This is a genomic window from Micromonospora sp. WMMD1128, assembly GCF_027497235.1.
Lineage (GTDB): Bacteria > Actinomycetota > Actinomycetes > Mycobacteriales > Micromonosporaceae > Micromonospora.
This window is the reverse complement of the sequence record NZ_CP114902.1, coordinates 4,279,872-4,303,686: the sequence shown is the minus strand read 5'-3', so window position 1 is coordinate 4,303,686 and position 23,815 is coordinate 4,279,872. Positions and strand designations below refer to the sequence as shown.

6 protein-coding genes are annotated in these 23,815 nt (G+C 76.1%); all 6 read right to left on the bottom strand.

What is annotated here, in order from left to right:
• Positions 1-2: 2 nt before the first annotated feature.
• Genes O7602_RS19065 through O7602_RS19040 form a run of 6 tightly spaced genes read right to left on the bottom strand, consistent with a single transcriptional unit; the run spans position 3 to position 23,742 of the window.
• Positions 3-1,175 (bottom strand): aminotransferase class I/II-fold pyridoxal phosphate-dependent enzyme, encoded by a 1,173-nt coding sequence (locus O7602_RS19065; protein WP_281583995.1) that lies wholly within the window; start codon positions 1,173-1,175, stop codon positions 3-5.
• Positions 1,172-6,472, bottom strand: coding sequence for a non-ribosomal peptide synthetase (locus tag O7602_RS19060; RefSeq protein ID WP_281583994.1), 5,301 nt, complete (start codon positions 6,470-6,472; stop codon positions 1,172-1,174). Before O7602_RS19060 ends, O7602_RS19065 begins: the two co-directional genes overlap by 4 nt.
• Positions 6,469-7,488: a TauD/TfdA family dioxygenase gene (locus tag O7602_RS19055; RefSeq protein ID WP_281583993.1), complete on the bottom strand. Its 1,020-nt coding sequence runs from the start codon at positions 7,486-7,488 to the stop codon at positions 6,469-6,471. The genes O7602_RS19060 and O7602_RS19055 overlap by 4 nt, the downstream gene beginning before the upstream one ends.
• Positions 7,485-8,528 carry a TauD/TfdA family dioxygenase gene (locus tag O7602_RS19050; protein ID WP_281583992.1) on the bottom strand — a complete coding sequence of 348 codons (1,044 nt, stop codon included), beginning with the start codon at positions 8,526-8,528 and terminating at the stop codon, positions 7,485-7,487. The genes O7602_RS19055 and O7602_RS19050 overlap by 4 nt, the downstream gene beginning before the upstream one ends.
• Positions 8,525-11,797, bottom strand: a complete 3,273-nt coding sequence (locus O7602_RS19045; protein ID WP_281583991.1) for an amino acid adenylation domain-containing protein — start codon at positions 11,795-11,797, stop codon at positions 8,525-8,527. Before O7602_RS19045 ends, O7602_RS19050 begins: the two co-directional genes overlap by 4 nt.
• Positions 11,794-23,742 (bottom strand): non-ribosomal peptide synthetase/type I polyketide synthase, encoded by an 11,949-nt coding sequence (locus tag O7602_RS19040; protein ID WP_281583990.1) that lies wholly within the window; start codon positions 23,740-23,742, stop codon positions 11,794-11,796. The genes O7602_RS19045 and O7602_RS19040 overlap by 4 nt, the downstream gene beginning before the upstream one ends.
• Positions 23,743-23,815: the final 73 nt, after the last annotated feature.

The following is a 23,815-nucleotide window of genomic DNA, read 5'->3' as shown; positions in this document are numbered from 1 at the left end:
CGTCAGGCCGGCACCTCCTCCAACGCGGTCCGGAAGTCGGCCACCAGGTCGGCGGTGTCCTCGATACCGGTGGAGACGCGCACCAGGCCCGCGCCGATCCCGGCGGCGGCGAGCTGGTCGGCGTCCACGATCCCGGCCCACATCGAGCGCGGGTGCACCACAAGCGTGCTGACGCTGCCGAGGCTGGCCGCCCGCTTGGCCAGCCGCAGCCCGGCCAGCAGCGCCGCCGCGCCGTCGCGGCCGGCGGCCAGCTCGACGCCGAGCACCCCACCGAACCCGGTCATCTGCCGGCGGGCCAGCGCGTGCTGCGGGTGCGAGGGCAGCCCGGGATAGCGGACCCGGGCCACCGCCGGATGGCCCTCCAGCGCCTCGGCCAGGGCCAGCGCGTTGGCGTTGTGCCGCTCCACCCGCAGCGACAGCGTCCGCAGGCCGCGCAGCAGCAGCCAGGCGTCCACCGGGCCGAGCGTGGCGCCGGTGACGATCGCCGTCCGCCACACCCGTTCGACAAGCTCCGCGCCGCCCACCACCACCCCGGCGGACACGTCGGAGTGCCCGCCGAGGAACTTCGTGCCGCTGTGCCAGACCAGGTCCGCGCCGGCGGCGAGCGGGCGCTGGTTGACCGGCGTGGCGAACGTGTTGTCCACCACCACGAGCGCGCCGGCCGCGTGCGCCGTCCCGACGACGGCGGCCAGGTCGGTCAGCTCCAGCAGCGGGTTGCTCGGCGTCTCCACGAGCACCAGCCGGGTCTCCGGCCGCAGCGCCCGGGTGAACGCGTCCGCGTCGGTCTGGTCGACCTGGGTGCAGGCGACACCGAAGCGCGCCAGCAGCCCGGTGGCCAGCGAGGTGGTGCCGCCGTACGTGCTGCGCTGCACCACCATGTGGTCGCCGGCGGCGAGCAGGGCCAGCGCGACCGTGCTGATCGCGCCCATCCCGGAAGCGGTGACCAGCCCGGTCTCCGCGCCCTCAAGCGCGGCGACCACGGCGGCCACCTGCGCGTGGTTCGGGTTGCCGTACCTGGTGTAGAACGCGCTGCCCCGCGTCTCGGTGGCGATCTCGGTGAACCGCTCGTCGGACTCGGCGCTGAACGTGGCGCTCTGCACGATCGGCGGCGCGACCGCCCCGCCGGGGACCAGGCCGTCGTCGCCGTGCACCGCGGCGGTGCCGAACCCGGTCATCCGCGGGCCACCCGGTCGACGAGCTCCCGGTAGCTGCCAAGCGCGGTGAACTCCGGCAGCGTCAGGTCGCTGCCGTGGCGCTGGCGCAGCACGGTGACCAGGCGCAGCGCGCGCAGCGAGTCACCGCCGGCGGCGAGGAACCCGGTCGCCGGGTCGCGCGGGGCCGCGCCCAGCACCTCCTGCCAGGCCGCCGCCACCCGGTCCGCCCACTGGTCCCGCGCGCCCCCGGCGACCGTCGGCGGCGAGACCACCGGCGGCAACGGCGCGTCCGGCTCGGCCGCCAGCAACCGGCGGAAGCCGTCGGTGAGCGCGTCCACCCGGTCGGCCGGTACGTGCCGGTGGTCGTACTGGACCATCAGCCCGAGCCGCCCGGCATCCAGCTCGGCGTCGACGGCGAGGCTGAACGCCACGTCCACCGTGACGCCCCGACTGTCCACGATGCGGGTGCCGTCGCCGGCCGGGCGCGGCGGGAAGTGGGTCCAGTTGAAGAAGTGGTCGAAGCGCGGACCCGCGCCGCCCGCCCGGACGATTTCGGCGAGCGGGAAGCGGTGGCGCCCCATCAGCTCCCGCTCGGCCCGCCACGCCTCGGCCGCCAACTCGGCCACCGACCGGCTGCCCAGCGTGAGGCGCACCGGCAGCGTGTTGAGGAACAGCCCGAGCGTGGCGGGGCTGCCCTCGCCCTCCGGCCGGCCGCCGACCACCAGGCCGCTGACCACGTCGTCCCGGCCGGCCAGTTCGCCGATCAGCCGCAGGTGCACGGCGAACAGCCAGGACTTGACCGGCACCCCGGCGGCGCGGGCGACCTCGGCCACCCGCTCGGTGGTGCCGTCCCGCAGCGGCACCCGCTGGGTGGTGGTGGTCCTCGGCTGCGCGCCGCCGACGAGCAGCGGCGGCGCGCCGCCGGGGCCGTCCAGCCAGAACCGCCGGATCACCGGGTCGGCAAGCGCCGCCCGCTCGGCCGCCACATATTCCCGGAACGGCAGCCCGGCGTCGGCGTCCGCGGGCGTGCCGGCCCGTTCCCGGTCGTACCCGGTGAGCAGGTCGGCCAGGAGCAGGTGCAGGCTCCAGCCGTCGAGGACACTGTGGTGCTCGGCGACCAGCAGCGTGAACCCGTCGCCGCCGGTGCGGACCGCGTGCAGCCGCAGCAGCGGCGGCCGGGCCCAGTCGAACGGACGGTGGCGTTCCTCGGCGACGAGCGCGTCGATCCGGGCCCGGCGGGCCGGCGCGTCGAGGCCGGTCAGGTCCGTCACCGGCAGGTCGACCGGCACCCGCGCGTGGACGAGCTGCAACGGCTCGGTGTACGCGCCGAGCGCGTAACCGGTCCGCAGCGCCGGATGCGCGTCCACCAGGACGGCAAGCGCCCGGCGCAGCGCCGCCACGTCGAGCGGCGCGGCCACCTCGTGCGCGGTGACGTTGTGGTAGACGGCCGGGTCGCCGGTCAGCTCACCGTGGTAGACCATGCCGAGCTGGAGCGCGGTCATCGGGTACGCGTCGACGAGCCCGTCCGGCAGCAGCTCCCGGTCGGCGGCGTCGACAAGCGTGAACCGCCCGTCGTGCGCGGCCGGCTCGGTCGCCACGCCGTCCAGCGTGATCCGGCCGTGCGTCACCAGGTCCCGGATCGTCTGGTGCGTGAAGATGTCGTTGAGCTGGAACGACAGTCCTCGTTTCTGCGCCGCGACCTGCATCTGGATGCTGCGGATGGAGTCGCCGCCGAGCGCGAAGAAGCTGTCGGTCACGCCGAACGTGGCCACGCCGAGCACCTCCCGCCACGCCTCGACCAGGATCTCCTCGGCCCGGTTGGCGGGGGTCACCGCCGGGTCGCCGGCCGGGCGGTCGGGCCGTGGCGCGGGCAACGCCGCCCGGTCGAGCTTGCCGTTGCGGGTCAGCGGCAGCTCGTCGAGGACCACCACCGCGGCCGGCACCAGGTGCGCCGGCAGCCGCTCGGCGAGCCACTCCCGAAGTGTTAGGCGGGGGCCCGCGTTATCGGATTCTGCTGTGGCGGGGCCCCCGCCAATCACCTCACCGGGCGCGGCGGCGTACTCGGGGCGGACCGCGTGCAGGGTGTGCCGGTCGGTGCCGGCCAGCAGGTCGTCCTGGCGGGTGACCACGGTGAAGCCGCGCGCCTCCAGCAGCGCCACCAGCTCGGCCAGCCGGCCGGCGGTGGCGGTGCCGGGCGCGTCGTGCACCTCCATGGCGACCTGCGCGATCAGTGGCCAGTGCCGGTCGTCCAGCCCGGCCAGCACGTCCGCCTCGGCGCGCTGCACGTCGATCTTGAGCAGGTCGACCCGGGTCGGCGCCAGCTCGTCCAGCACGGCCGACAGCGACCGGACCGGCACGGTCAGCTCCCGGCCGGCGAACCGCTCGGCGAGCAACTCGTCGGCCCGGTCGAGCAGCACGTCCCGGGCGTCGGCATCAGCGCCGGCGTCGTCGGCGGCGTCCCGCTCGTTCGCCAGGTACCGCTTGATCACCCCGATCTCGGCGTCCGGGTCGGCGTACGCGGCGTGGCCGGACATCATCGAATAGCCCGGGTAGTAGGTGAACGAGACCTCGCCCGCCTCCCGGGACAGCCCGTGCGCGTGCACCGTGGCCGGCACGCCGAACTCGGCGACGTTGCGGCGCAGCGCCTCCACCACGGCCGGCACCGGCTCGAACGCGTGGATCGTGGCGTCCGGGCAGACCTGGTGCACGAAGAGCGAGAACATGCCGATGTTCGCGCCGACGTCCAGCACTGTCGCGCCGGGGCGCAGCACGATCCCGTCGCGCAGGTAGACCCGCTGGGTGAAGATCTCGTCGTACAGGTAACGGGTCTCGTGCGGATTGATCCCGGTCACCCGGGTCAGGTCCAGCGACGCCCCGGCGCGGGGCCGGACGTAGGCGACCAGCCGATCGCCGTACCCGTCGTCGTCGCGGGCGACCACGGCGGCGTCGGCCACCTCCGGGTGGCCGCGCAGCACGGCGGCGACCTCGCCCGGCTCCACCCGGAACCCGTGGATCTTCACCTGGTCGTCGAGCCGCCCCAGGTAGCGCAACCGCCGCTCGGCGTCGAAGCGGACCCGGTCGCCGGTGCGGTAGACCCGCTCGACGCCGCCGTCGGGCAGCGGCAGCTCCACGAACCGGCGGGCGGTCGCCTCCTTGTCGCCGAGGTAGCCGTCGGCGAGCTGCGGACCGGCCACGCACAGCTCCCCGGCCGCCCCCGGCGGCACCGGGCGCAGCCGCTCGTCGAGCACCCGCACCGCGACGCCCGGCAGCGGCCGGCCGATCGTCGGCGGTTCCCCGGCGCGGATCTCCGCGACGGTGCTGTCGACAGTGCACTCGGTCGGTCCGTACAGGTTCACCGCGCGCACGCCCGGCAGCGCCGCCATCTCGGTCCACAGGTCGTCGCCGACGGCCTCGCCGCCGAGCAGCAGCAGCCGGGGTAGCCGGGCGTCACCGGCCCCGGCGAGCAGGATGCGCGCCTGCGACGGGGTCAGGTCGAGCACGTCCACCCGGTGCTCGGCGAGTGTGGCGGCGAGCACGGCCCCGTCCCGGCGGACGTCCTCCGGCACCAGGAAGAGGCTGCGCCCATGGGCGAGCTGCACGAGCTGCTTCATCGAGGCGTCGAAGGTCAGCGGCGCGTTCACGGCCACCCGCAGGCCGGCCGGGCTGTCCGCGTACACGGTCGCCTCCAGCGCGCCGGCCAGGTGCGCGGCGGCGGCGTGCGACACCCGCACCGGCCGGGGCGTGCCGGTGGAGCCGGAGGTGAAGATGACGTACGCCGGGTCGGTCGGTGCCGGCGCGGGCGGCGGCGGGCCACCGGCCGCGACCAGCTCCTCGACGGACACGGTGGCCGGCCCGCCGACGCCCACCACGCAGTCCGCGCCGACCGCGCGGAGCTGCGCGGCCACGCGCGGCGCGGGGGCGTCCGGGTCGAGCGGCACGAACACCGCGCCGGCCCGCAGCACGCCGAGGAACGCCACCACGGTGTCCCGGGACCGGGTCGCGAGCACGCCCACCGGCGCGCCGGCCAGGCCGCGCGCGGCCAGCGCCGCGGCCACCCGCGCGGCCCGCCGGTCCAGCTCCTCGACGGAGTACGCGCCGTCGGCCGCCACCACGGCCGGGGCCTGCGGATCCATCCCGGCCAGGCCCGCGTCCAGCAGGTCGACGAGGGTACGCGGCGACGCGGTGGCCGCCGATCCGCCGGCCTCGGACAGCCAGCCGGCCTCCCCGGCGCCGAGCACCGCCAGCGGCGCGTCCCCGGCGAGCGCGGCCGGCAAACTGCGCAGCACCGCCACCAGCGAGTCGAGCAGCCACCGCCCGCCGCTGACCCGGAGCGTGACCTCGCCGTCGCCGGTGCCGGTCAGCACGGTGAGCCGGGGGCCGGTCGGCGGCGGCGGGACGGGCACCTCGGCGGTCGCCGCGCCCAAGGGGACGAGGGTGTCCGGTGCGACCGCCGGCTGCACCGCGAACCCGGCGACCGCGCCGGTCGCCTCGTCGACCGGGTCGACCAGGTGGAACGTCTCGTCGGCGGTGGCCTCCGTGGCGCGTACCGCGGCCAGCAGCTCGGCCGGCGCGGCCGGCAGCGGCAGGGCCAGCCGGAGCGGGCCGTAGCCGCCGAGCGGGCCGACCACGGCGGCGGTGCCCTCGGCCCGCCGGCCGTCGTGCCAGCGGGCCAGCACCAGATCCGCGTCCTCGACCCCGGCGGGCGCCTCGGCCCGGCGGGTGACCGCGACCGCCCAGGCGGCCAGGAGCACCGTCTCGGCGGCGCAGCCGGCGGCCTCGGCGATCCCGGCCAGGTCGGCGGCGGGCAGCGTGGCGGTGACCACCGCGCCCGGGTCGTCACCGTGCGGCTCGACCAGCCGGACGGCCGGCGCGACCGGCGCGGGCGCCGGGGCCTGCTCCCGCTCCTCCACCTGCCACTCGGTGACGTCGAGGAACTGCAACGCCTCCTCGTCGGCCGGCGGCAGGTCGTCCGCGTACGCCCGGGCCAGGTCGGCCAGGACCAGGCGCAGGCTCGCCGGGTCGGCGATCAGCGGGGTGGCGGCCAGCTCCAGCGCGTCGTCGGTGAGCGTCACCGACAGCTCGCCCTGCGCGCCGACGGTGACGGTACGGTCGTCGTCCACGTCCTGCAACGGCACCCGCAGGCCGGGGTGGTGCACCAGGGTCAACCGCAGCGCCTCGTGCCGGGCCACCACCGCGTCGACGGCGGCCTGCAACCGGGCCCGGTCGAGCGGCCGGTCCAGCCGCACCCGGGCCCGGACCAGGTCCTGCTTGCCGGCCCAGGCCAGCCGCTGGACCGGGGACAGACGGTATCCGTTCACCACACACTCCGGTTGACGTAGAGGTCGGACATGGCGACCAGGATCTGCCGGTCGCCGGTGAAGGGTTCCCGGCCGTGGGTGGCCAGGAAGTTGTCCACCACCAGCACGTCGCCGCGCCGCCACGGCACGGAGAGGGCGTGCTGCCGGTACAGCGCACGGATGCCGCCGACCACCTCGTCGGGGATCGGCTCACCGTCGCCGTGGTACGCGTTGCGGGGCAGCCCCTCCGGGCCGTACTCGCGCAGCAGCGCGGCGGCCACCTCGGGCGGCATGTTCGACACGTGGAACAGGTGGGCGTGGTTGAACCACACCGTCTCCCCGGTACGCGGGTGGGTGGCCGTCGCCTGCCGCCGCGCCACGGTCCGCAGCCCGTCGTCACCGAGCCAGGTGAACTCGGTCGCCGAGGCGGCGCAGTACGCCTCCACCTCCGCCCGGTCGGTGGTCTGGAACGCCTCCTGCCAGGGCAGGTCCAGGTGCGGGCCGTAGTTGCGCACGTAGCGGACCCCGTCGCGGTCGAACCGGTCCCGCACCTCCGCCGGGATCAGCGGGGTGATCACCCGCTCGGCGGCGAGCGGGGTCGCGCCGCCCTCGCCGGTGGCCGGCTGGGCACAGTGGAAGAAGAGGTGGGTTGGCCAGTTGTGCGAGTACGACATCTCGTGGTGCAGCGGAATCCACTGGGCGGCGTTGAACTCGGTGGAGGTGAACACCTTGTCGGCCACCTCGTGCCGGGGCGCCGCCCGCTCCAGGTAGCCCAGCAGCTCCGGGCCGACCGTCCGGGCCGCCCGGCCGAAGTCGTCGGCGCTGCGCACGTCGAAGCCGCGGAAGAACACCGCGGCGTGCCGGTCCAGGTCGGCCAGCAGCTCCGCCCGCCGCCCGGCGAGCCAACCGGCCAGGTCGAGGTCGGGCACGGCGGCCTCGACAAGCAGCACGAAGTCGTCCGGCCCGAGCGTGCGGCGAGTCACCGGCTCGGTGGTGGTGCCGCCGGCGGCACGGCGGCGCGGTCCGGGGGCGCTCATGATGCGCCGTCCTGGGTGTGCAGCTCCGGCGCGGCGACCGGGTCGGCCATCGCGGTGAGGATCCGCCGGGGCGGCGTGAACGGCTCCCGGGCGTGCGCGGCGAGCATGTTCTCCACGAGCAGCACGTCGCCGACGCGCCAGTCGAAGGAACGGGTCTCCGCGGCGTACGCGGCGCGCAGCTCGGCCAGCACCTCGTCCGGGATGGGCGTGCCGTCGCCGTACGCGGTCTGGTAGGGCAGGTCCTCTTCGGCCAACGCGGCCCGAAGGCCGGCGCTCACGTCCGCCGGCAGCGAGGTGACGTGGAAGAACAACGCGTGGTTGAACCAGGTGCGTTCCCCGGTGACCGGGTGCCGCCGTACCGCCGGGCGGACCTGCCGGGTGCGTAGTTGCGCCTCGCCCACCCACTCTACGTCGATCATCGCGCGCCCGCAGTACGCCTCCACCTCGGCGCGGGAGTCGGTCTGGAACGCCGTCTGCCAGGACAGGCTGATCCCGGGCAGGTAGTTGCGCCGGTAGAGCACGCCCCGGCGCTCGAACCCGTCGACCGTCTCCGGGCGCAGCCGGGCCAGCACCCGGCGGCTGTCCGCGAGCGGCGTACGCCCACCGGCGGCCGGCGCCACCTCGCAGTGGAACACGATGCGCAGCGGCCAGTTGACCGTGTAGGACTGCTCGTTGTGCAGCACGATCGGCTGGTCGGCCGGGTGTTCCGTGGAGGTGTAGACGCCCTCGGCGACCCGGCTGCGCGGCGAGGACCGCTCGCCGTAGGACAGCACGTCGCCGGAGAGCGCCGCCATCACGGTGCGGAAGTCGTCCGCGCCGGCCACCGCGAAGCCGCGGAACAGCACCGCGCCGGCGCGTCGGGCCAGCTCGTCCACCTCGTCGCGGTGTCCGGCGAGCCAGCCGGCCAGGTACACGTCGGGCACGGTGGCGCGCACCAGCGCCGGCAGCGGACCGCCGGGCCAGTCCGGTCGTACGTCCACCAGGGTGCGTTCCCGGCCGCGGCGGGGGACGGGCCGCGCGACCCGGATCTGATCGGTCATCTCTCTCTCCCAGCGGTGTCGACGCAGTCGGCGAGACTGCGCCGGGGGTCGGCGGCGGCGGTGCGCAGCAGCGCGGTGAGGCGGCGGTGCCACTCCACCACCGTGTGGTGGTCGAACAGGTCGGTGCGGTAGGTCCAGAGCGCGTCCAGGGCGTCGCGCCGGTCGTCCAGCCAGAGCGTCAGGTCGAGGCGGGCCGCGTCCGGGGTCAGCTCGACGCCGGTGAACTCGCCACCGGCGACGCTGAGGTGCCGGGCCGGCGGGGCGTTCTGCACCCCGAACGCGACCTGGACGAGCGGGTTGCGGTCCGGCCGCCGGACCGGACGTAGCCGCTCCACCAGCAGGTCGAACGGGACGTCCTGGCGGGCGGCGGCGAACAGCGTGACCCGCCGCGCCTCGGCGAGCAGGTCGGCGAACGTCCGGTCCGGCGCCGGGCGCAGTCGCAGCGGCAGCGTGTTGACGTGGCAGCCGACGCTGCGTTCGGCGGCCACGCTTGTGCGCCCGGCGAAGGCGACGCCGACGAGCAGGTCGTCCCGGACGGCGGCGACGCCGAGCAGCGCCGCGAACGCGGCCAGCCCGACCATGTGCAGGCTGACCCGGCGGGCACGGGCGAGTTCCCGTACCGCCCTCGCGGTCGTCGGGTCGACGGTGGTCCGCAGCGCCGCCCCGCTTCGGCCCGGCCTGTTAAGCGGGGCCCCTTCCTCTACCGAATGCGTTAAGCGGGGGCCCCTCCTTACCTCCAGGAGGTGGGGTGCGCCGTGCAACTCGCGCAGCAGCTCGGCGGTCGCGCGCTGGCCGGCGGGGCCGGTCAGCCAGGCGCGCTGCGCGGCGGCGAAGACGGCCGGGCCGGGCGCTGGAGCGCCGGGTGGCGCGTCCGGGGCGTCGTAGGCTTCCGCGAGGTCCCGCACCAGCACCCCGAACGACCAGTCGTCGGCGACGGCGTGGTGCACGACCAGCAGCAGCGCCTCCGCCCGCCCCTCGCCGTCGGAGAGCAGGTGGGCGCGCAGCAGCGGCCCGGTCGCCAGGTCCATCGGGGTCGCGGTGGCCTCGGCGGTCAGCCGGGCGAGCCGGGTGTCGAGCGGGATGCCCGGCTCGGGTGGGGCGACGACGACGCGCGGCCGGGCGTCGGACCGGACCACCTGCACCGGCCCCCGCGGGCCGGTGGGGAAGACGGTACGCAGCGCGGGATGCCTGTCGACCACCAGGTGCAGCGCCCGGGTCAGCCGTGCCGCCTCCACCGGCGCGGCGAAGCGGACCGCGAACGCCAGCAGGTAGGACGTGTCGGTCGGGTCGAGCCGGTGCAGGAACCAGAACCGCCGCTGCGCCGCGGAGAGCGGTGCCGGCCCACCGCCGTCCGCCTCCGGCCGGTCGCCGGTCGCTTCCAGCCCGGTGCCGCCTGTTTCCGGCCCGGTGGTGCCCGCTTCCGGCCCAGTGGGGTCCTCATCGTCAGGTGTGGACGGGGCGTCGAGGTGTTCGGTGAGCGCGCCGACTGTGGGGTGGGTGAACAGGTCGCCGGGGTGGACCCGGCGGCCGGTGGCGGCGGTCAGCCGGGTGGCGCAGCGCAGGGCGAGCAGCGAGTCACCGCCGAGCGCGAGGAAGTCGTCGTCCGGGCGGGTGACCGGCACGCCGAGCAGCTCCCGCCACACCGCCGCCACCAGGGCGCCGGTCGCGCCGAGCAGGTCCGCGCCGGCACCGGAGTCGGAGCCGGCATCGGCGGTGGAGCCGGCGTCGGAGCCGGCGTCGGCGGTGGAGCCGAACGCCGGCGTGGGCAGGGCCGCGCGGTCCACCTTGCCGTTCGGCAGCGTGGGCAGCCGGTCCAGCCACACCACGGCCGCCGGGACCAGGGGCGCCGGCAGCACCTCGGACAGCCGGGCCCGGACGTCGTCGCGTCGTGCCCCGACCAGGTAGCCGACAAGCAGCGGGTCCCCGCTCGGGCCGGGCCGGACGGCGGCGGTCGCCTCCCGCACGCCGGGCAGGGCGGCGAGCCCGGCGGCCACCTCGCCCAGCTCGATCCGGTAGCCGCGCAGCTTCACCTGGTCGTCCAGCCGGCCCAGGTAGGCAAGTTGCCCGTCCGGGCGCAGCCGGACCCGGTCACCGGTGCGGTACATCCGCTCGCCGGGCCGGAACGGGTCCGGCCGGAAGCGGGCCTCGGTCTCCGCCGGCCGGTCCAGGTAGCCGCGGGCCAGCCCGGCGCCGGCCAGGTACAGCTCGCCGGCCTCGCCGGGCGGCACCGGCCGGCCGTCCGGGTCGAGCACGTACGCCCGGGTGCCCGGCAGCGGACGGCCGATCGGCGGGTCACCGCCGTCGCGCGACACCTCGGCCCAGGTCGAGTACGTGGTGTCCTCGGACGGCCCGTACAGGTTGCACAGCCGGCGCACGTGCGGACGCGCCCACACCCGGGCGGCAAGCGCGGCGGTGAGCGGCTCACCGGCCAGGCAGACCGTGCGGACGCCCGGCGGCAGCGCCCCGGCGGTGAGCAGCTCGCCCATCGCGGCCGGGACGGTGTTGACGAGCGTGACCGGCAGCCGCTGCGCGCCCGGCGTCGCCAGCGCCAGCACGTCGTCGACGAGCAGCACCCGCCCGCCCCAGGCGAGCGGCCCGAAGATCTCGAAGACGGACAGGTCGAAGCAGACCGAGGTGGCGGCGAGCATCCCGCCCAGCTCGGTGTCGTCGAACGTCTGCCGCACCCAGTGCAGCAGCACCGACGCCGAGCGGTGCTCGATGGCCACACCCTTGGGGCGTCCGGTGGAGCCGGAGGTGTAGATGACGTACGCCAGATCCCCGGGCGTGACCGGCGTGGCCGGGTCGGTGGCGTCACCGGTCGGGTCGAGCCGGTCCACGAGCACGGTCGGGCCGGTGAACCGGTCGGCGAGGCCGGCGGTGGTCAGCACCAGCCGCGCCCCCGAGTCGGCGGTCATGAACGCCACCCGGGCCGCCGGGTACGCCGGGTCCAGCGGCACGTACGCGGCGCCGGCCCTGAGCACGGCGAGCAGCGCCACCACCAGGTCCGGCGTACGCGGCAGGCAGACACCGACCCGGTCGCCGCGCGCGACGCCGCGCGCCAGCAGCACCCGGGCCAGCCGGTTCGCCGCCTCGTCGAGGTCGCGGTAGGAGAGCGTGGCGTCGCCGTGCCGGACCGCCTCCGCCTGCGGGGTCCGGGCGGCCTGGGCGGCGACCATCCGGTGCAGACAGTCCACGGTGCTGCTGCCGCCGCCGGCCCGCCGGGTGGCGGCGCGGCGGGTCGGTCCGGCGGGCCGGGCGGGCGCGCTCACCGGGAACCACCCACGGCCGCGAGACGGCGGTCCGCCTCCTCCTGGATGCGGTCCTTGTCGGCGAGCACGACGCGGCCCGGGTCGTTGTCCGGCAGTTCGTCCTCCAGCCGCCGGATCCGCCGGTACGCGATGCCGCCGGCGGCGAGCGCCAGCGCGCAGAGCCCGGCCAGGATCGCGGCGAGCGCCATCCCGCGCCCCGGCCCGGTGCCGACCAGTCCGGCGAGCGGGCCGCCGGGCCGGGCCAGCGGTGCGAGCACGTGTTCGGCGAGCGGGCCGGCGCTGAGGAAACCGGCGGGCACCATCAGCCAGGACAGCATCTGCGCCATGGCCAGCACCCGGCCCTGGAGTTCCAGTCCTACCTTGGCCTGCACGATGGCCAGCCAGTGCGTGTTGACAAGTGCGGTGGCCAGGCCCATGCCGAACAGGCCGAGCGCCGGGAACAGCGGGTCCGGCCGCAGCCCGACGGTGAGCAGCGAGACGCCGAGCAGCACGACGCTGGCCAGGATGCCTGTGGTCCGCCGGGCGGTGCCGCCCCAGACGCCCATCAGCACCGACCCGACGACCATGCCGACGCCGCTGGCGGCGAGCACCCGGCCGAGCACCGCCGGGTCGCCGAAGGAGAGCGTGAGCGGGGTGACGAGCACCTCGACCATGGCGAAGAAATAGTTCAGTGACGCGACCAGGACGACCAGGGCGACCAGCCCGTGCCGCCGGACGATGAACCGCCAGCCGCCCAGCACCTCGCGCCGGAACGGCTCCTCCCGCCGGACGAACAGCGTGTCCGGGAAGCGGACCGACAGCGTCACGGTGACCGCGACCGCGAACGTCACCAGGTCGATCACCACGATCCCGCGCAGCCCGACCGCGAGCACCAGCGCGCCGCCGACAAGCGGGGCCAGCACGGTGCTGGTGGCGGTGCCGAGCGAGACGATGCCGTTGGCCCGCCCGTAGTAGCGCTTCGGCACGAGCTGGGTGACCGCCGCCTGGTAGGCGGGTTGCTGGAACGCGGTGGCCACGGCCGTGACGGTGATCGCGGTGAGGATGTGCCACAGGTGGAGCTGACCGAGCCAGAGCAGCAACGCCAGGCTCACCGTGCCGGTGGCGGCCAGGCAGTCGGCGAGCACCATGATCCGGCGGCGGTCCCACCTGTCGGCCAGCGCGCCGGCGATCGGCGACAGCACCACGGCCGGCAGCAGCGCCAGCACGGTGGCGGTGGCGAACAGCGACACCGAGCCGGTGCGCTGGTAGACCCACAGCCCCATCCCGAACGCGGTCAGCCCGCTGCCGATCAGCGAGACCAGTTGACCGATCGCGACCAGGTAGAACACCGCCAGGCTGGGCGTCGCCGGGCGTCGGGCCGCGACGTCCGCCGCGATCGGGGCGGTCGGGCCGGTCCGGGCCGCCCCGCCCGGCCGCGCAGTCCCGGGTACGCCGGTGCGCCGCTCCCCGCCCGCCGGTGCGGGTCCGGCGGTGACGCCGTCCGGTGCGGGTCCGGCGGTGACGCCGTCCGGCGCGGATTCGGCGGTGACGCCGTCCGGCGCGGCGGCGCAGTGCGCCAGGATGATCCCGGCCAGCTCGGCCGGCTGGTGCTTGGCGAAGTAGTGGCCGGCGCCGTCGATGACCTCAAGCGACACCCGGTCGGCGAAGAACTCCCACTCCAGGTAGCGCTCCTGGTACAACTCGGTGGCCCGGTCGCCGCTCCCGACCACGCACACAAGCGGCGCGGACAGCTTCCGGGGCAGCCCCCGCGCGTAGACGTCGGTGTAGTAGTCCTCGCCCCGGGCCGCGTCGGCGAGGACCACCCGCATCACGAAGTCCTTCTCGGCGGAGTCGAAGACCTCGGTGAAGAAGCCCATCGCGCGCAGCGACTCCAGCGTCCGCCGCTTCGACGCCCAGCGCTCCACCGGGAACCACCGGCGCAGCCAGCCGAACACCCGGCCGGGCAGCCGGGGCGCGGGGAAGTGCGCGCCGATCACCACGCCGGTCACGTCGACGCCGGCCGCCTCCAGCCGGCGGGCCAGCTCCACCGCCTCGGCGCCGCCCACGCAGTGCCCGTACACCGCCACCGGGCCGGTGATCTGCTCGACCACCTCGACCACGCAGCGGTCCACCAGCTCGTCCAGGTCGAGCATCGGCTCGTCCGGCCGGTTCAGGTCGTGCCCGGGCCGTTCCAGCGCGTAGAGCGACACCCCGGCCGGCAGGGCGTCCGCGAGCGGCTGGAAGGTGATCGCGGAGCCGCCGCCGAACGGTACGCAGAGCAGCGTCAGCGTGGTCGGGGTGCCCGGCCGGGCCGGGGTCAGCTCGTGCAGCAGCCGGCCGGCGGAGCCGCCGGTGGCGTCCAGGTGCGTGGTCAGCGCCCGGATGGTCGGGTGGCGGAACAGGTCGAGCACGCTGATCGCCGGGTCGCTGCCGGCCAGCGCCTTGATCGCCCGGAACGAGTCGCCGCCCAGGTCGAAGAAGTCGTCGTCGATGCCGACCCGGTCGTAGCCGAGCACCTCCGCCCAGCGTCGGGCCAGCGCCGCCCGCAGCGGGGTGTCCGGCTCGCCGGCGCCGGCCGCGACGCGGTCGCGGCGGGGCGCGGGCAGGGCCGCCCGGTCGACCTTGCCGTTGGCGTTGAGCGGCATCCGGGACAGCGGCACGAACGCCGACGGCACCATGTAGTCCGGCAGCCAGGTCCGGACGTACGCCCGCCACGGCCCCGGGTCGGCGGTGAAGTCGGCGATCAGCTCGCTCCCGGCGTCGGGCTCGGGCCCGCCGGCCAGGGTCAGGTAGGCCACCACGGCTTTCTCGCCCGTGTCCTCGCGGACCACCACGGCGGCGTCGCGGACCGCGTCGTGCCGGCGCAGCACCGACTCGATCTCGCCCAGCTCGATCCGGAACCCGCGCACCTTCACCTGCGAGTCGCCCCGCCCGAGGAACTCGATCCGGCCGTCGGCGAGGCGGCGGCCGAGGTCGCCGGTGCGGTAGAGCCGGCCGCCGCCGTCCGGGTCGGGCACGAAACGCGCGGCGGTCAGCGCCGCGTCGCCGTGGTAGTCCCGGGCCAGCCCCGGCCCGCCCAGGTGGATCTCGCCGGGCACGCCGACCGGCACCGGGTGCGACGTCGCGTCGAGCACGTACGCCCGCATGTTGCCGATCGGTCGGCCGATCGTGGGCCGGCTCTCGTCCGGGGTGATCCGGTCCATGGTCGCCCAGACCGCGGCCTCGGTCGGGCCGTAGAGGTTCCACAGCGCGTCCACCCGGTCGGCCAGTTGCCGGGCCAGCGGCGCGGGCACCGCCTCGCCGCCGCAGACCGCGGTCAGCCCGGGCGTGCCGGTCCAGCCGGACTCGATCAGCAGCCGCCAGGTCGTCGGCGTGCCCTGGGCCAGGGTGACCCGCTCGGCGGCGAGCAGCGCGGCCAGCCGGGACGCGTCGTAGGCGACGTCGCGGTCCACCAGCAGCATCCGGGCGCCGACCACGAGCGGCAGGAACAGCTCCGGCACGGACATGTCGAACGCGAAGCTGGCCATCGCCAGCATGGTGCCGTCGCGGGTCAGGCCGGGGCGTTCGCGCATCGCGCCGAGCGTGTTGACCACCGCGCCGTGGGTGACCCGGACGCCCTTGGGACGGCCGGTCGAGCCGGAGGTGTAGATCAGGTACGCCAGGTGGTTCGGCCGGACCGACGGCGGGGGCGCGGTGTCCGGCTCCCCGGCCGCGTCCGGCGTCACCACCGTGCCGTCGAAGTCGGCGAACCGGTCGACCAGGCCCGGGTCGGTGACAAGCACCGGGGCGCCGCTGTGCGTCAGCACGTAGCGCTGCCGCTCGACCGGGTACTCCGGGTCCACCGGCACGTACGCGCCACCGGCCTTGAGCACGCCGAGCAGCGCGACCGGCAGCTCGGCCGAGCGGGGCAGGCAGAGCGCGACCGGCACGTCCGGGCCGACGCCGGCCCGGCGCAGCCGGTGGGCGAGCCGGTTGGCGCGGGTGTCCAACGTGGCGTAGTCGATTGTGGTCGGACCGAACGTGACCGCCGGCCGGTCGGGGTCCGTCGCCACCTGGTGAGCGAAGAGGTCGACGAGCGTCGGCGTCCGGTCGGGCGGGGTGTCCCAGCCGGCCGGCGTGGCGGTGTCGTTCCACTCGGCGAGCCGGGCCCGCTCGGCGGCGGTGAGCAGCGGCAGCGCCGCCAGCCGGACGCCCGGGTCGGTGACCGCGGCGGCGAGCAGGGTCTCCAGGTGGCCGACCATCCGCTCGGCGGTCGTGGCGTCGAACAGCGCGGTGTTGTACTCCAGCCGGAACCGCAGCCCCTCGGCCACCTCGTACGCGTACAGCGCCAGGTCCTGCTGGGCGATGCCCGGCTCGACCGCGAACGGGGTCATCCGCACCCCGGCCGCGTCCACGTCCCGCTGCTCGGGCACGTTGAGCAGGTTGAACATCACCTGGAACAGCGGGTTGCGGCTCAGGTCGCGGGGCGCGTCGACCAGGTCCGCCAGCCGCTCGAACGGCACCTCCTGGTGCGCGTACGCGTCAAGCGCGGTGCGCCGGACCCGACCGAGCAGCTCGGTGAACGTCCAGTCGCCGTCCAGCACGGTCCGCATCGGCAGCATGGTGACGAAGAAGCCGACCATCGGCTCCAGCTCGGCGCGGACCCGGCCGGCGACCGGGGTGCCGACGCAGAAGTCCCGCTGGCCGGTCCAGCGGAAGAGCACCGTCTGCCACGCCGCCAGCAACGTCATGGCCAGCGTGGCACCGTGCTGCTGGCTGAACCGGCGCAGCGCGTCGGCGGCCGGTCGGGGCAGGACCAGCGTGCGGACCGCCCCGTCGAACGTCTGCACCGGTGGGCGCGGCCGGTCGGTGGGCAGTTCCAGGGCGGCCGGCACCCCGGCGAGCTGCGCCCGCCAGTACGCCAGGTCCGGGTGGTCCGGGTCGGCCAGCCGGCCGCGCTGCCAGCGCGCGTAGTCGCCGTACTGGACGGCCAGTTCGGGCAGCGGGTCGGCGCGTCCCTCCCGCGCGGCGGCGTAGAGTGTGGCCACCTCGCGGGCCACCACGCCGAGCGACCACCCGTCGGAGACGCCGTGGTGCATGGTCAGCGACAGCACGTGCCGGTCGTCGGCGACGCGCAGCAGCACGGCCCGGAACAGCGGCCCGGCGGCCAGGTCGAACGGGCGCCGCACGTCGGCGGCGAGGGCGGCGTGCACCCATCCGGGCAGCGCGCCGGCCACCGCCGGCTCGACGATGCTCGGCGGCGCGTCCGGGTCCGGGTCCGTCGGGGCGGTCCGGACCGGCAGCTCCACCGGCCCGGCCGGGAGCGCCCGCTGGACCGGGTCGCCGTCCGGGCCGAGCGGGAACACGGTCCGCAGCGCCTCGTGCCGCCGCACCAGTCCGGCCAGCGCGGCGCGCAGCGCGTCCAGGTCGAGCTTGCCGTCGAGCAGCAGCGTGGTGCCGACGGTGTAGGCGTTCTGCGCGTACGCCTGGTCGAGGAACCACAGGCGGTGCTGGCCGGAGGAGAGCGGCGCCGGGCCGGCGTCCGGCGCGGCGCGCGCGATGCGCTCCCCGTTCGCCGCGTCCGGGGCGACGACCGTGGGCCGGGTCGCCGCGTCGTGGCTGTCCGCCGCGGGCTGGGCCGTCGGCCAGCCGTCGATCGGTACGGGCAGCGCCGCCGCCAGCGCGGCGACGGTGGGCCGGGCGAAGACGGTCTCCATCGGCACCGCCACGCCGAGGCGGGCGCGCAGCCGCACCACCACCTGGGTGGCGAGCAGCGAGTGTCCACCCAGTTCGAAGAAGTCGTCGTGCGCGCCGATCGGCCGGATGCCGAGCAGCTCCCCCCAGACCTCCGCCACCACCTCCTGCGCCGCCCCCGCCGGCACCACGAAGGCAGTCCCCAACGCCGGCCGATTCCCTTCGCCCGCCGCGTGCTGATTCCCGGAAAGCGTGGCCATCTCGCCCGGAACAGCCACGCTTTCCGGGAAAGAGGCCCCGGCGGGTGCGGGCTTGGCGGGGGCGATCCAGTGGCGCTGTCGGGCGAAGGGGTAGCCGGGCAGCGCCACCCGCCGGTCACCGTCGCCGTGGAAGCGGTCCGCGTCGACCGGGACCCCGGCCAGCCAGAGCCGGCCCACGGCGTCGAGCAGCGTCGTCAGGTCGTCGGCGTCGGCACGGGGATGCCGCATCGCCGCCACCGCGTGGGCCGGGCGCAGCCCGGCGAGCCGGGCCAGGCCGCCGAGCGCGTGCCCGGGGCCCAGCTCGACGAGCGCGGCCTCCTGCTCGGCGAGGAACGCGGCCGACTCGGCGAAGCGGACCGGCTCCCGCAGGTGCCGCACCCAGTACGCCGGATCGGTGACCAGGCCCGGCGTGACCGGCCCGCCGGTGAGGTTGCTCAGGTAGGGACGGTCGGGTTCGGCGTAGTCGACGGCGGCGGCGTGCGCGGCGAACTCGTCCAGGATCGGATCGAGCAGCGCGGAGTGGTAACCGCGGGCCACCCGCAGCGGCCGGCAGTCGACCCCGTCGGCGGCCAACCGGTCCCGCAGCCGCCCGACCGCCGCCGGGTCGCCGGAGACCACACACAGCTCCGGGGCGTTCACCGCGGCCAGTGACAGCCCGTCGTCGAGCAGCCCGGTCACCGCCGCCTCGGGCAGCCCCACCGCGAGCATCGCCCCGGCCGGGGTCCGCTCCACCAGCTCGCCGCGCACCCGCACCAGGCGCAGCGCGTCGGCGAGGGAGAAGACGCCGGCCAGGCAGGCGGCCACGTACTCGCCGAGGCTGTGGCCGACCATCAGGTCCGCGGTGACGCCCCGGGCCAGCAGCGTGCGGGCCAGCGCGTACCCGGTGACGAAGAGCGCGGGCTGCACCAGCGCGGGCCGGTCGAGCAGCCGCTGTGCCGCCGCGTGCCGGCCCGGCGGCGGGTCGAGCACGGCGCGCAGGTCCCGGCCCAGGTCGCCGCCGAGCAGGTCGGCGCACTCGTCCACCACGGCCCGGTAGGTCGGCTCGGACCGGTGGAGCCCGGCCCCCATCGCCACGTGCTGGGCGCCGTGCCCGGGGAAGGCGAACGCGAGCGTCCGCCGGCCGCCCGGGTGGCTGCCGGTGAACCGGCGCGCCGGGGTGTCCAGGGCGGACACCGCGTCGGCGCGGTCCGCCGCCACCACGTACCGCCGGTGGGTCATCGGCTGCCGGCGGCCAAGCGCCGTCGCGACGTCGGCGAGCGCCACCTCCGGGTGGGCGTCGAGGTGGTCGCGGAGCTGCCCGGTGACGCGCTCCAGCGCGTCCGGGGTACGCGCCGACACCACGAGCAGCCGTGGCCCCGGCGCGGCCGGGACCGGCGGCGGAGCCGGTGCCGCCGGCGGCTCCTCCAGCACCACGTGCGCGTTCGTGCCGCCCATGCCGAACGAGCTGACCCCGGCCCGGCGGGGTCCGTCGGCCGCCCATGGGCCGCCGGCGTGGTCGAGCCGGAACGGGCCGGTCGTGACGTCGATCGCCGGGTGCGGTCGGTCCACGTTGATGGTCGGCGGCAGGGTACGCGTCCACAGCGCCATCACGGTCTTGATCAGGCCGGCCACGCCCGCCGCCGCATCGGTGTGCCCGATGTTGGCCTTGACCGAGCCGAGCGCGCAGAAGCCCCGCGCGTCGGTGCCGCGCCGGAACGCCTCGGTCAGCGCGGCCACCTCGATCGGGTCGCCGAGGGTGGTGCCGGTGCCGTGCGCCTCCACGTAGCCCACCGAGCGCGGGCTCACCCCCGCCGTGGCCAGCGCCCGGCTGATCACCTCGACCTGCCCGGCGACACCAGGCGCGGTGTAGCCGGTGCGGCGCGCCCCGTCGTTGTTGATCGCCGAGCCGCGGATCACCGCGTAGACCGTGTCGCCGTCGGCGAGCGCGTCGGCCAGTCGCTTGAGCACGACCACGCCCACGCCGCTGGACTCGATGCTGCCGCGCGCGTCGGCGCTGAACGGACGGCAGTGCCCGTCGGGGGAGTAGATGCCGCCGTCGTGCCAGAGATACCCGCGTCGCTGGGCGGGGAAGACGCTGACGCCGCCGGCGAGCACCACGTCGGACTCGCCGCTGAGCAGGCTCTGCCGGCCCAGGTGCACGGCCACCAGCGAGGTCGAACAGGCGGTGGCCACGGTGACCGCGGGGCCGGTCAGGTCGAGCTGGTACGCGACGCGGCTGAGCAGGAAGTCCTTGTCGTTGCCGAGCGAGATCTGATGTTCGCTGAGCCCGCCGGTCAGCTCCGGGTGGCCGTTGAGGTGGTCGAGCAGGTAGGAGCTGCGGCCCGAGCCGGCGAACAGACCGACCCGGCCGGCGTGGCGGGACGGGTCGTGGCCGGCGTGTTCGAGCGCGTGCCAGGCGCACTCCAGCAGCAGCCGGTGCTGCGGGTCAAGCGTCTCCGCCTCGCGCGGGGTGAAGCCGAAGAAGGCCGCGTCGAACTCGTCGATGCCGGGCAGGTACGTGCCGGCGCGCACGTACGCCGGGTCGTCGACGCGGGCCGGGTCGGCGCCGTCGGCGAGCATCTCCTCGACGGTGAACTCACCTACCGACTCCACCCCGTCGCGGATGTTGGCCCAGAACTCGTCCACCGTGCGGGCGCCCGGGAACCGGCACGCCATGCCCACCACGGCGACCGGGCCGTCGGCCGGACCGGCGCTCACGGCCGGCGGCGCGACGGGCAGGACCGCCGGCTGCGGGTCCGCGCCGGTCGTCGTGACTCCGACGAGGTACGCGGCGAGCGACTCGGGCGTGGGATGGCGGAACAGGTCGGTGGCGGTCAGCACGTCACCGAGGCGGGCGCGGAGCCGGTCGAGCACGGCCAGCAGCCGCATCGAGTGCCCGCCGAGGTCGAAGAAGCTGTCCCGGGGGCCGATCTCGTCCACGCCGAGCACCTCGCGCCACACGTCGGCGACGAGCCGCTGAAGGCGTACCCGGTCGGCGTCCCACCGGTCCGCCGTGGCGGTGGCGGCGGGACCGGCCGGCTCCCGACGGGCGGCCTGGGGGCCGGTGACCCGGCGGACGTCGGACGGCCCCGGTGCGGGCAGCGCCTCCGGGTCGAGCTTGCCGTTGCCGGTCAGCGGCAGCGCGTCGAGCCGGACGAACGCGGCCGGCACCAGCCAGGACGGCAGTTCGGCGGCGAGCGCCGCGGCCAGCCCGGCCGGGTCCGCCCCGTCGCCGGCCAGGTAGGCCACCAGGCGCGGGTCGGCCGGGTCGTCGTGGCGCAGGTGGACGGTCACGTCGGCGCCCGGCCGGTGCCGTCGGATCGCCGCCTCGATCTCGCCGCACTCGATCCGGTAGCCGTGCACCTTGACCTGCCGGTCGGTGCGGCCCAGGTATTCCAGGACCCCGTCCGGCCGGCGCCGCGCCAGGTCGCCGGTGCGGTACAGGCGCGCGCCGGGCACGCCGGAGAACGGGTCGGGCCGGAACCGCTCGGCGGTGCGGTCCGGCTGCCCCAGGTAGCCGCGCGCCACCCCGGCGCCGCCGACGTGCAGTTCGCCGACCACGCCCACCGGCACCGGGTTGCCCCACGCGTCGAGCAGGTACAGCGCCGTGTTGGCGATCGGTCGGCCGATCGGCACCGAACCGTCGGCCGGGGTGTCCGGCTCCACCTCGTACGCGGCGCAGCCGACCACGGTCTCGGTCGGGCCGTACTCGTTGACGAGCGCGGTCCCCGGCGCGTGCGCCCGCCACGGCGCGACCTGGTCGACGCGCAGGTTCTCGCCGCCGATGACGAAGCACCGGGTCCGCCCGGCCAACTCGTCCGGGCGGAGCTGGTGCGTGACCAGCTCCAACTGGGCCGGAGTGATCTTGACGAGGCCGAACGGGGTGGTGGTGTCGCGCAGCGCCTCGCCCAGCGCGGCCGGGCCGAGGTGCGCACCGATCATGCGGACGGTCGCGCCGGCGGCCAGCGGCACCAGCAGGCTCGTCACGGTCAGGTCGAACCCGACCGACGAGTGCAGCGGGACCACGTCACCGGCGCGCAGCCGGTAGGACTGGGTGGCCCACCGCACGTAGTTGGCCACCCCCCGGTGGGTGACCATCACGCCCTTCGGGCGGCCGGTCGATCCGGACGTGTGGATGACGTACGCCAGGTCGTCCCCGGTGGGCGCGGGCCGTCGTCGCGGGCGTCGGCGCGGCCCGCCACCACGTGCCGGCTCCACCACAGTCGCCTGGTCGTCCGGCCCCGGCACCAGCAGCGCCGCGTCCCCGGGCACCAGGTGCGCCAGCTCGGCGCAGGTGAGCACGACCCGGGCGGCGGTGTCGTCGATCAGGTGCCGCAGCCGGGCCGGCGGGTTCGCCGGGTCCATCGGGACGTAGGCCGCGCCGGCCCGCAGCACCGCCAGCACCGCCACGGTGAAGCCGACCGTGCGGGGCAGCAGCACCCCGACCAGGGCGCCGACGCCGACCCCGCGTGCGCGCAGCGTCTCCGCCAGCGCCTCGGCCCGGGCCTGCAACTCCCGGTAGCTCAGCGCGGCCACGTCGTCGGTCACCGCCACCCCGTCGGGGGTACGCCGGGCCTGCTCCTCGATCAGCACGTGGACCAGCTCGTCCGGCTCGGCCGGCGTGGCGGTGCGGTTCCACTCGGCGACCAGCCGCCGGTGCTCGGCGGCGGTGAGCATCGCCGCCGAGCCCACCGGCGCGCCCGGCTCGGCCAGCAGCGACGCCAGCAGCGTCTGGAAGTGCCCGGCGAGGCGGGTCATCGTGTCGGCGTCGAACAGGTCGGTGCGGTACTCCAGCACGGTCCGGAGACCACTGTCGTTCTCCCGGACGGCGACCGTGAGGTCGAACTTCGCGGTGTCGACCGGCACCTCCACGGCGCTCACCTGGAGGCCGTCCAGGCGGGGCGGGGCGGCCTCGCGTCCGTACACGAACATCACCTGGAACAGCGGGCTGAAGCCGGCCCGCCGGGCCGGGCGTACCGTCTCCAGCACGGTCGAGAAGGGAAACTCCTCCCGGCTCAGGGCGTCGAGCACCGCGCCACGCACCCGGTCCAGCAGCAGGTCGAAGGACGGGTCGTCGTCCAGCCGGGCCCGGATCGCGACGGTGTTGAGCAGCAGGCCGACGAGGTGCCGCGTCTCCGGGCCGCGCCGGCCGGCCACCGGCGTGCCCACCACCACGTCACGCTCGCCGGTCCACCGGGCCAGCAGCACGTGCAGCGCCGCCAGCAGCACCATGTACGGCGACACCCGCGCCCGCCGGCAGAACGCGGCCAGTTCCTCGGCGGGCACCTCCAGCGGCACCGCGAGGGTGGCGCCGGCGGCGGACGGCACCGCCGGGCGCGGTCCCCGGGTGGGCAGGTCGAGCGCCGCCGGCGCGCCCGCGAGCTGGTCCCGCCAGTAGTCGAGCTGGGCCGAGGACTCCGTCCCGGCCAGCCAGTCCCGTTGCCGGATCGCGTGGTCGCGGCAGTCGCCGGCCACCGGATCGAGCGCGGCCGGTCGGCCCGTGCGGTGGGCCGCGTAGAGCAGTTCCCACTCGTCGGTCAGGATGCCCAGCGACCACTCGTCGATCGCGACGTGGTGGATCGTCAGCAGAAGCAGGTGCTCCTCCGGCGAGCACCGCAGCAGGTCGGCCCGGAGCACCGGCCCGCGTAGCAGGTCGAGCGGGTCACGGGCGGCGGCGCGCAGTCGGGCCCGCACCTCCCGGTCGCGCTGCCAGCTCGGCAGGCCACTGAGGTCGTGCACCCGCAGCAGCCCCGGGCGAGGCTCGTGGACCACCTGGACCAGACGGCCGTCATCGCCGTCGCCGCCCGGTCCGGGCGCGAGCGTGGTCCGCAGCGCGGCGTGTCGGGCCACCAGGTCGTCGAGCGTCGCGGACAGCGCCGGCACGTCGAGCGGCCCGTGCAGCCGGTAGGCCAACGGCACCAGGTAGCCGGCCGACCCGGGGTCGAGTCGGTCCAGTTGCCACATCTGGCGCTGCGCGGCGGTGGCCGGCGCGGAGCGGCCGGGGTCGGGCCGCGCCGGTCGGGTCGGTCGCCGGGTCCGCAGGACGTCGGTCATCGCCTCCGCCTTCGTCACTGTCCGGCCGCCTGGTGGGCGTCGTCCGGGCACGGAGAACCGCGCCCGGATCGGC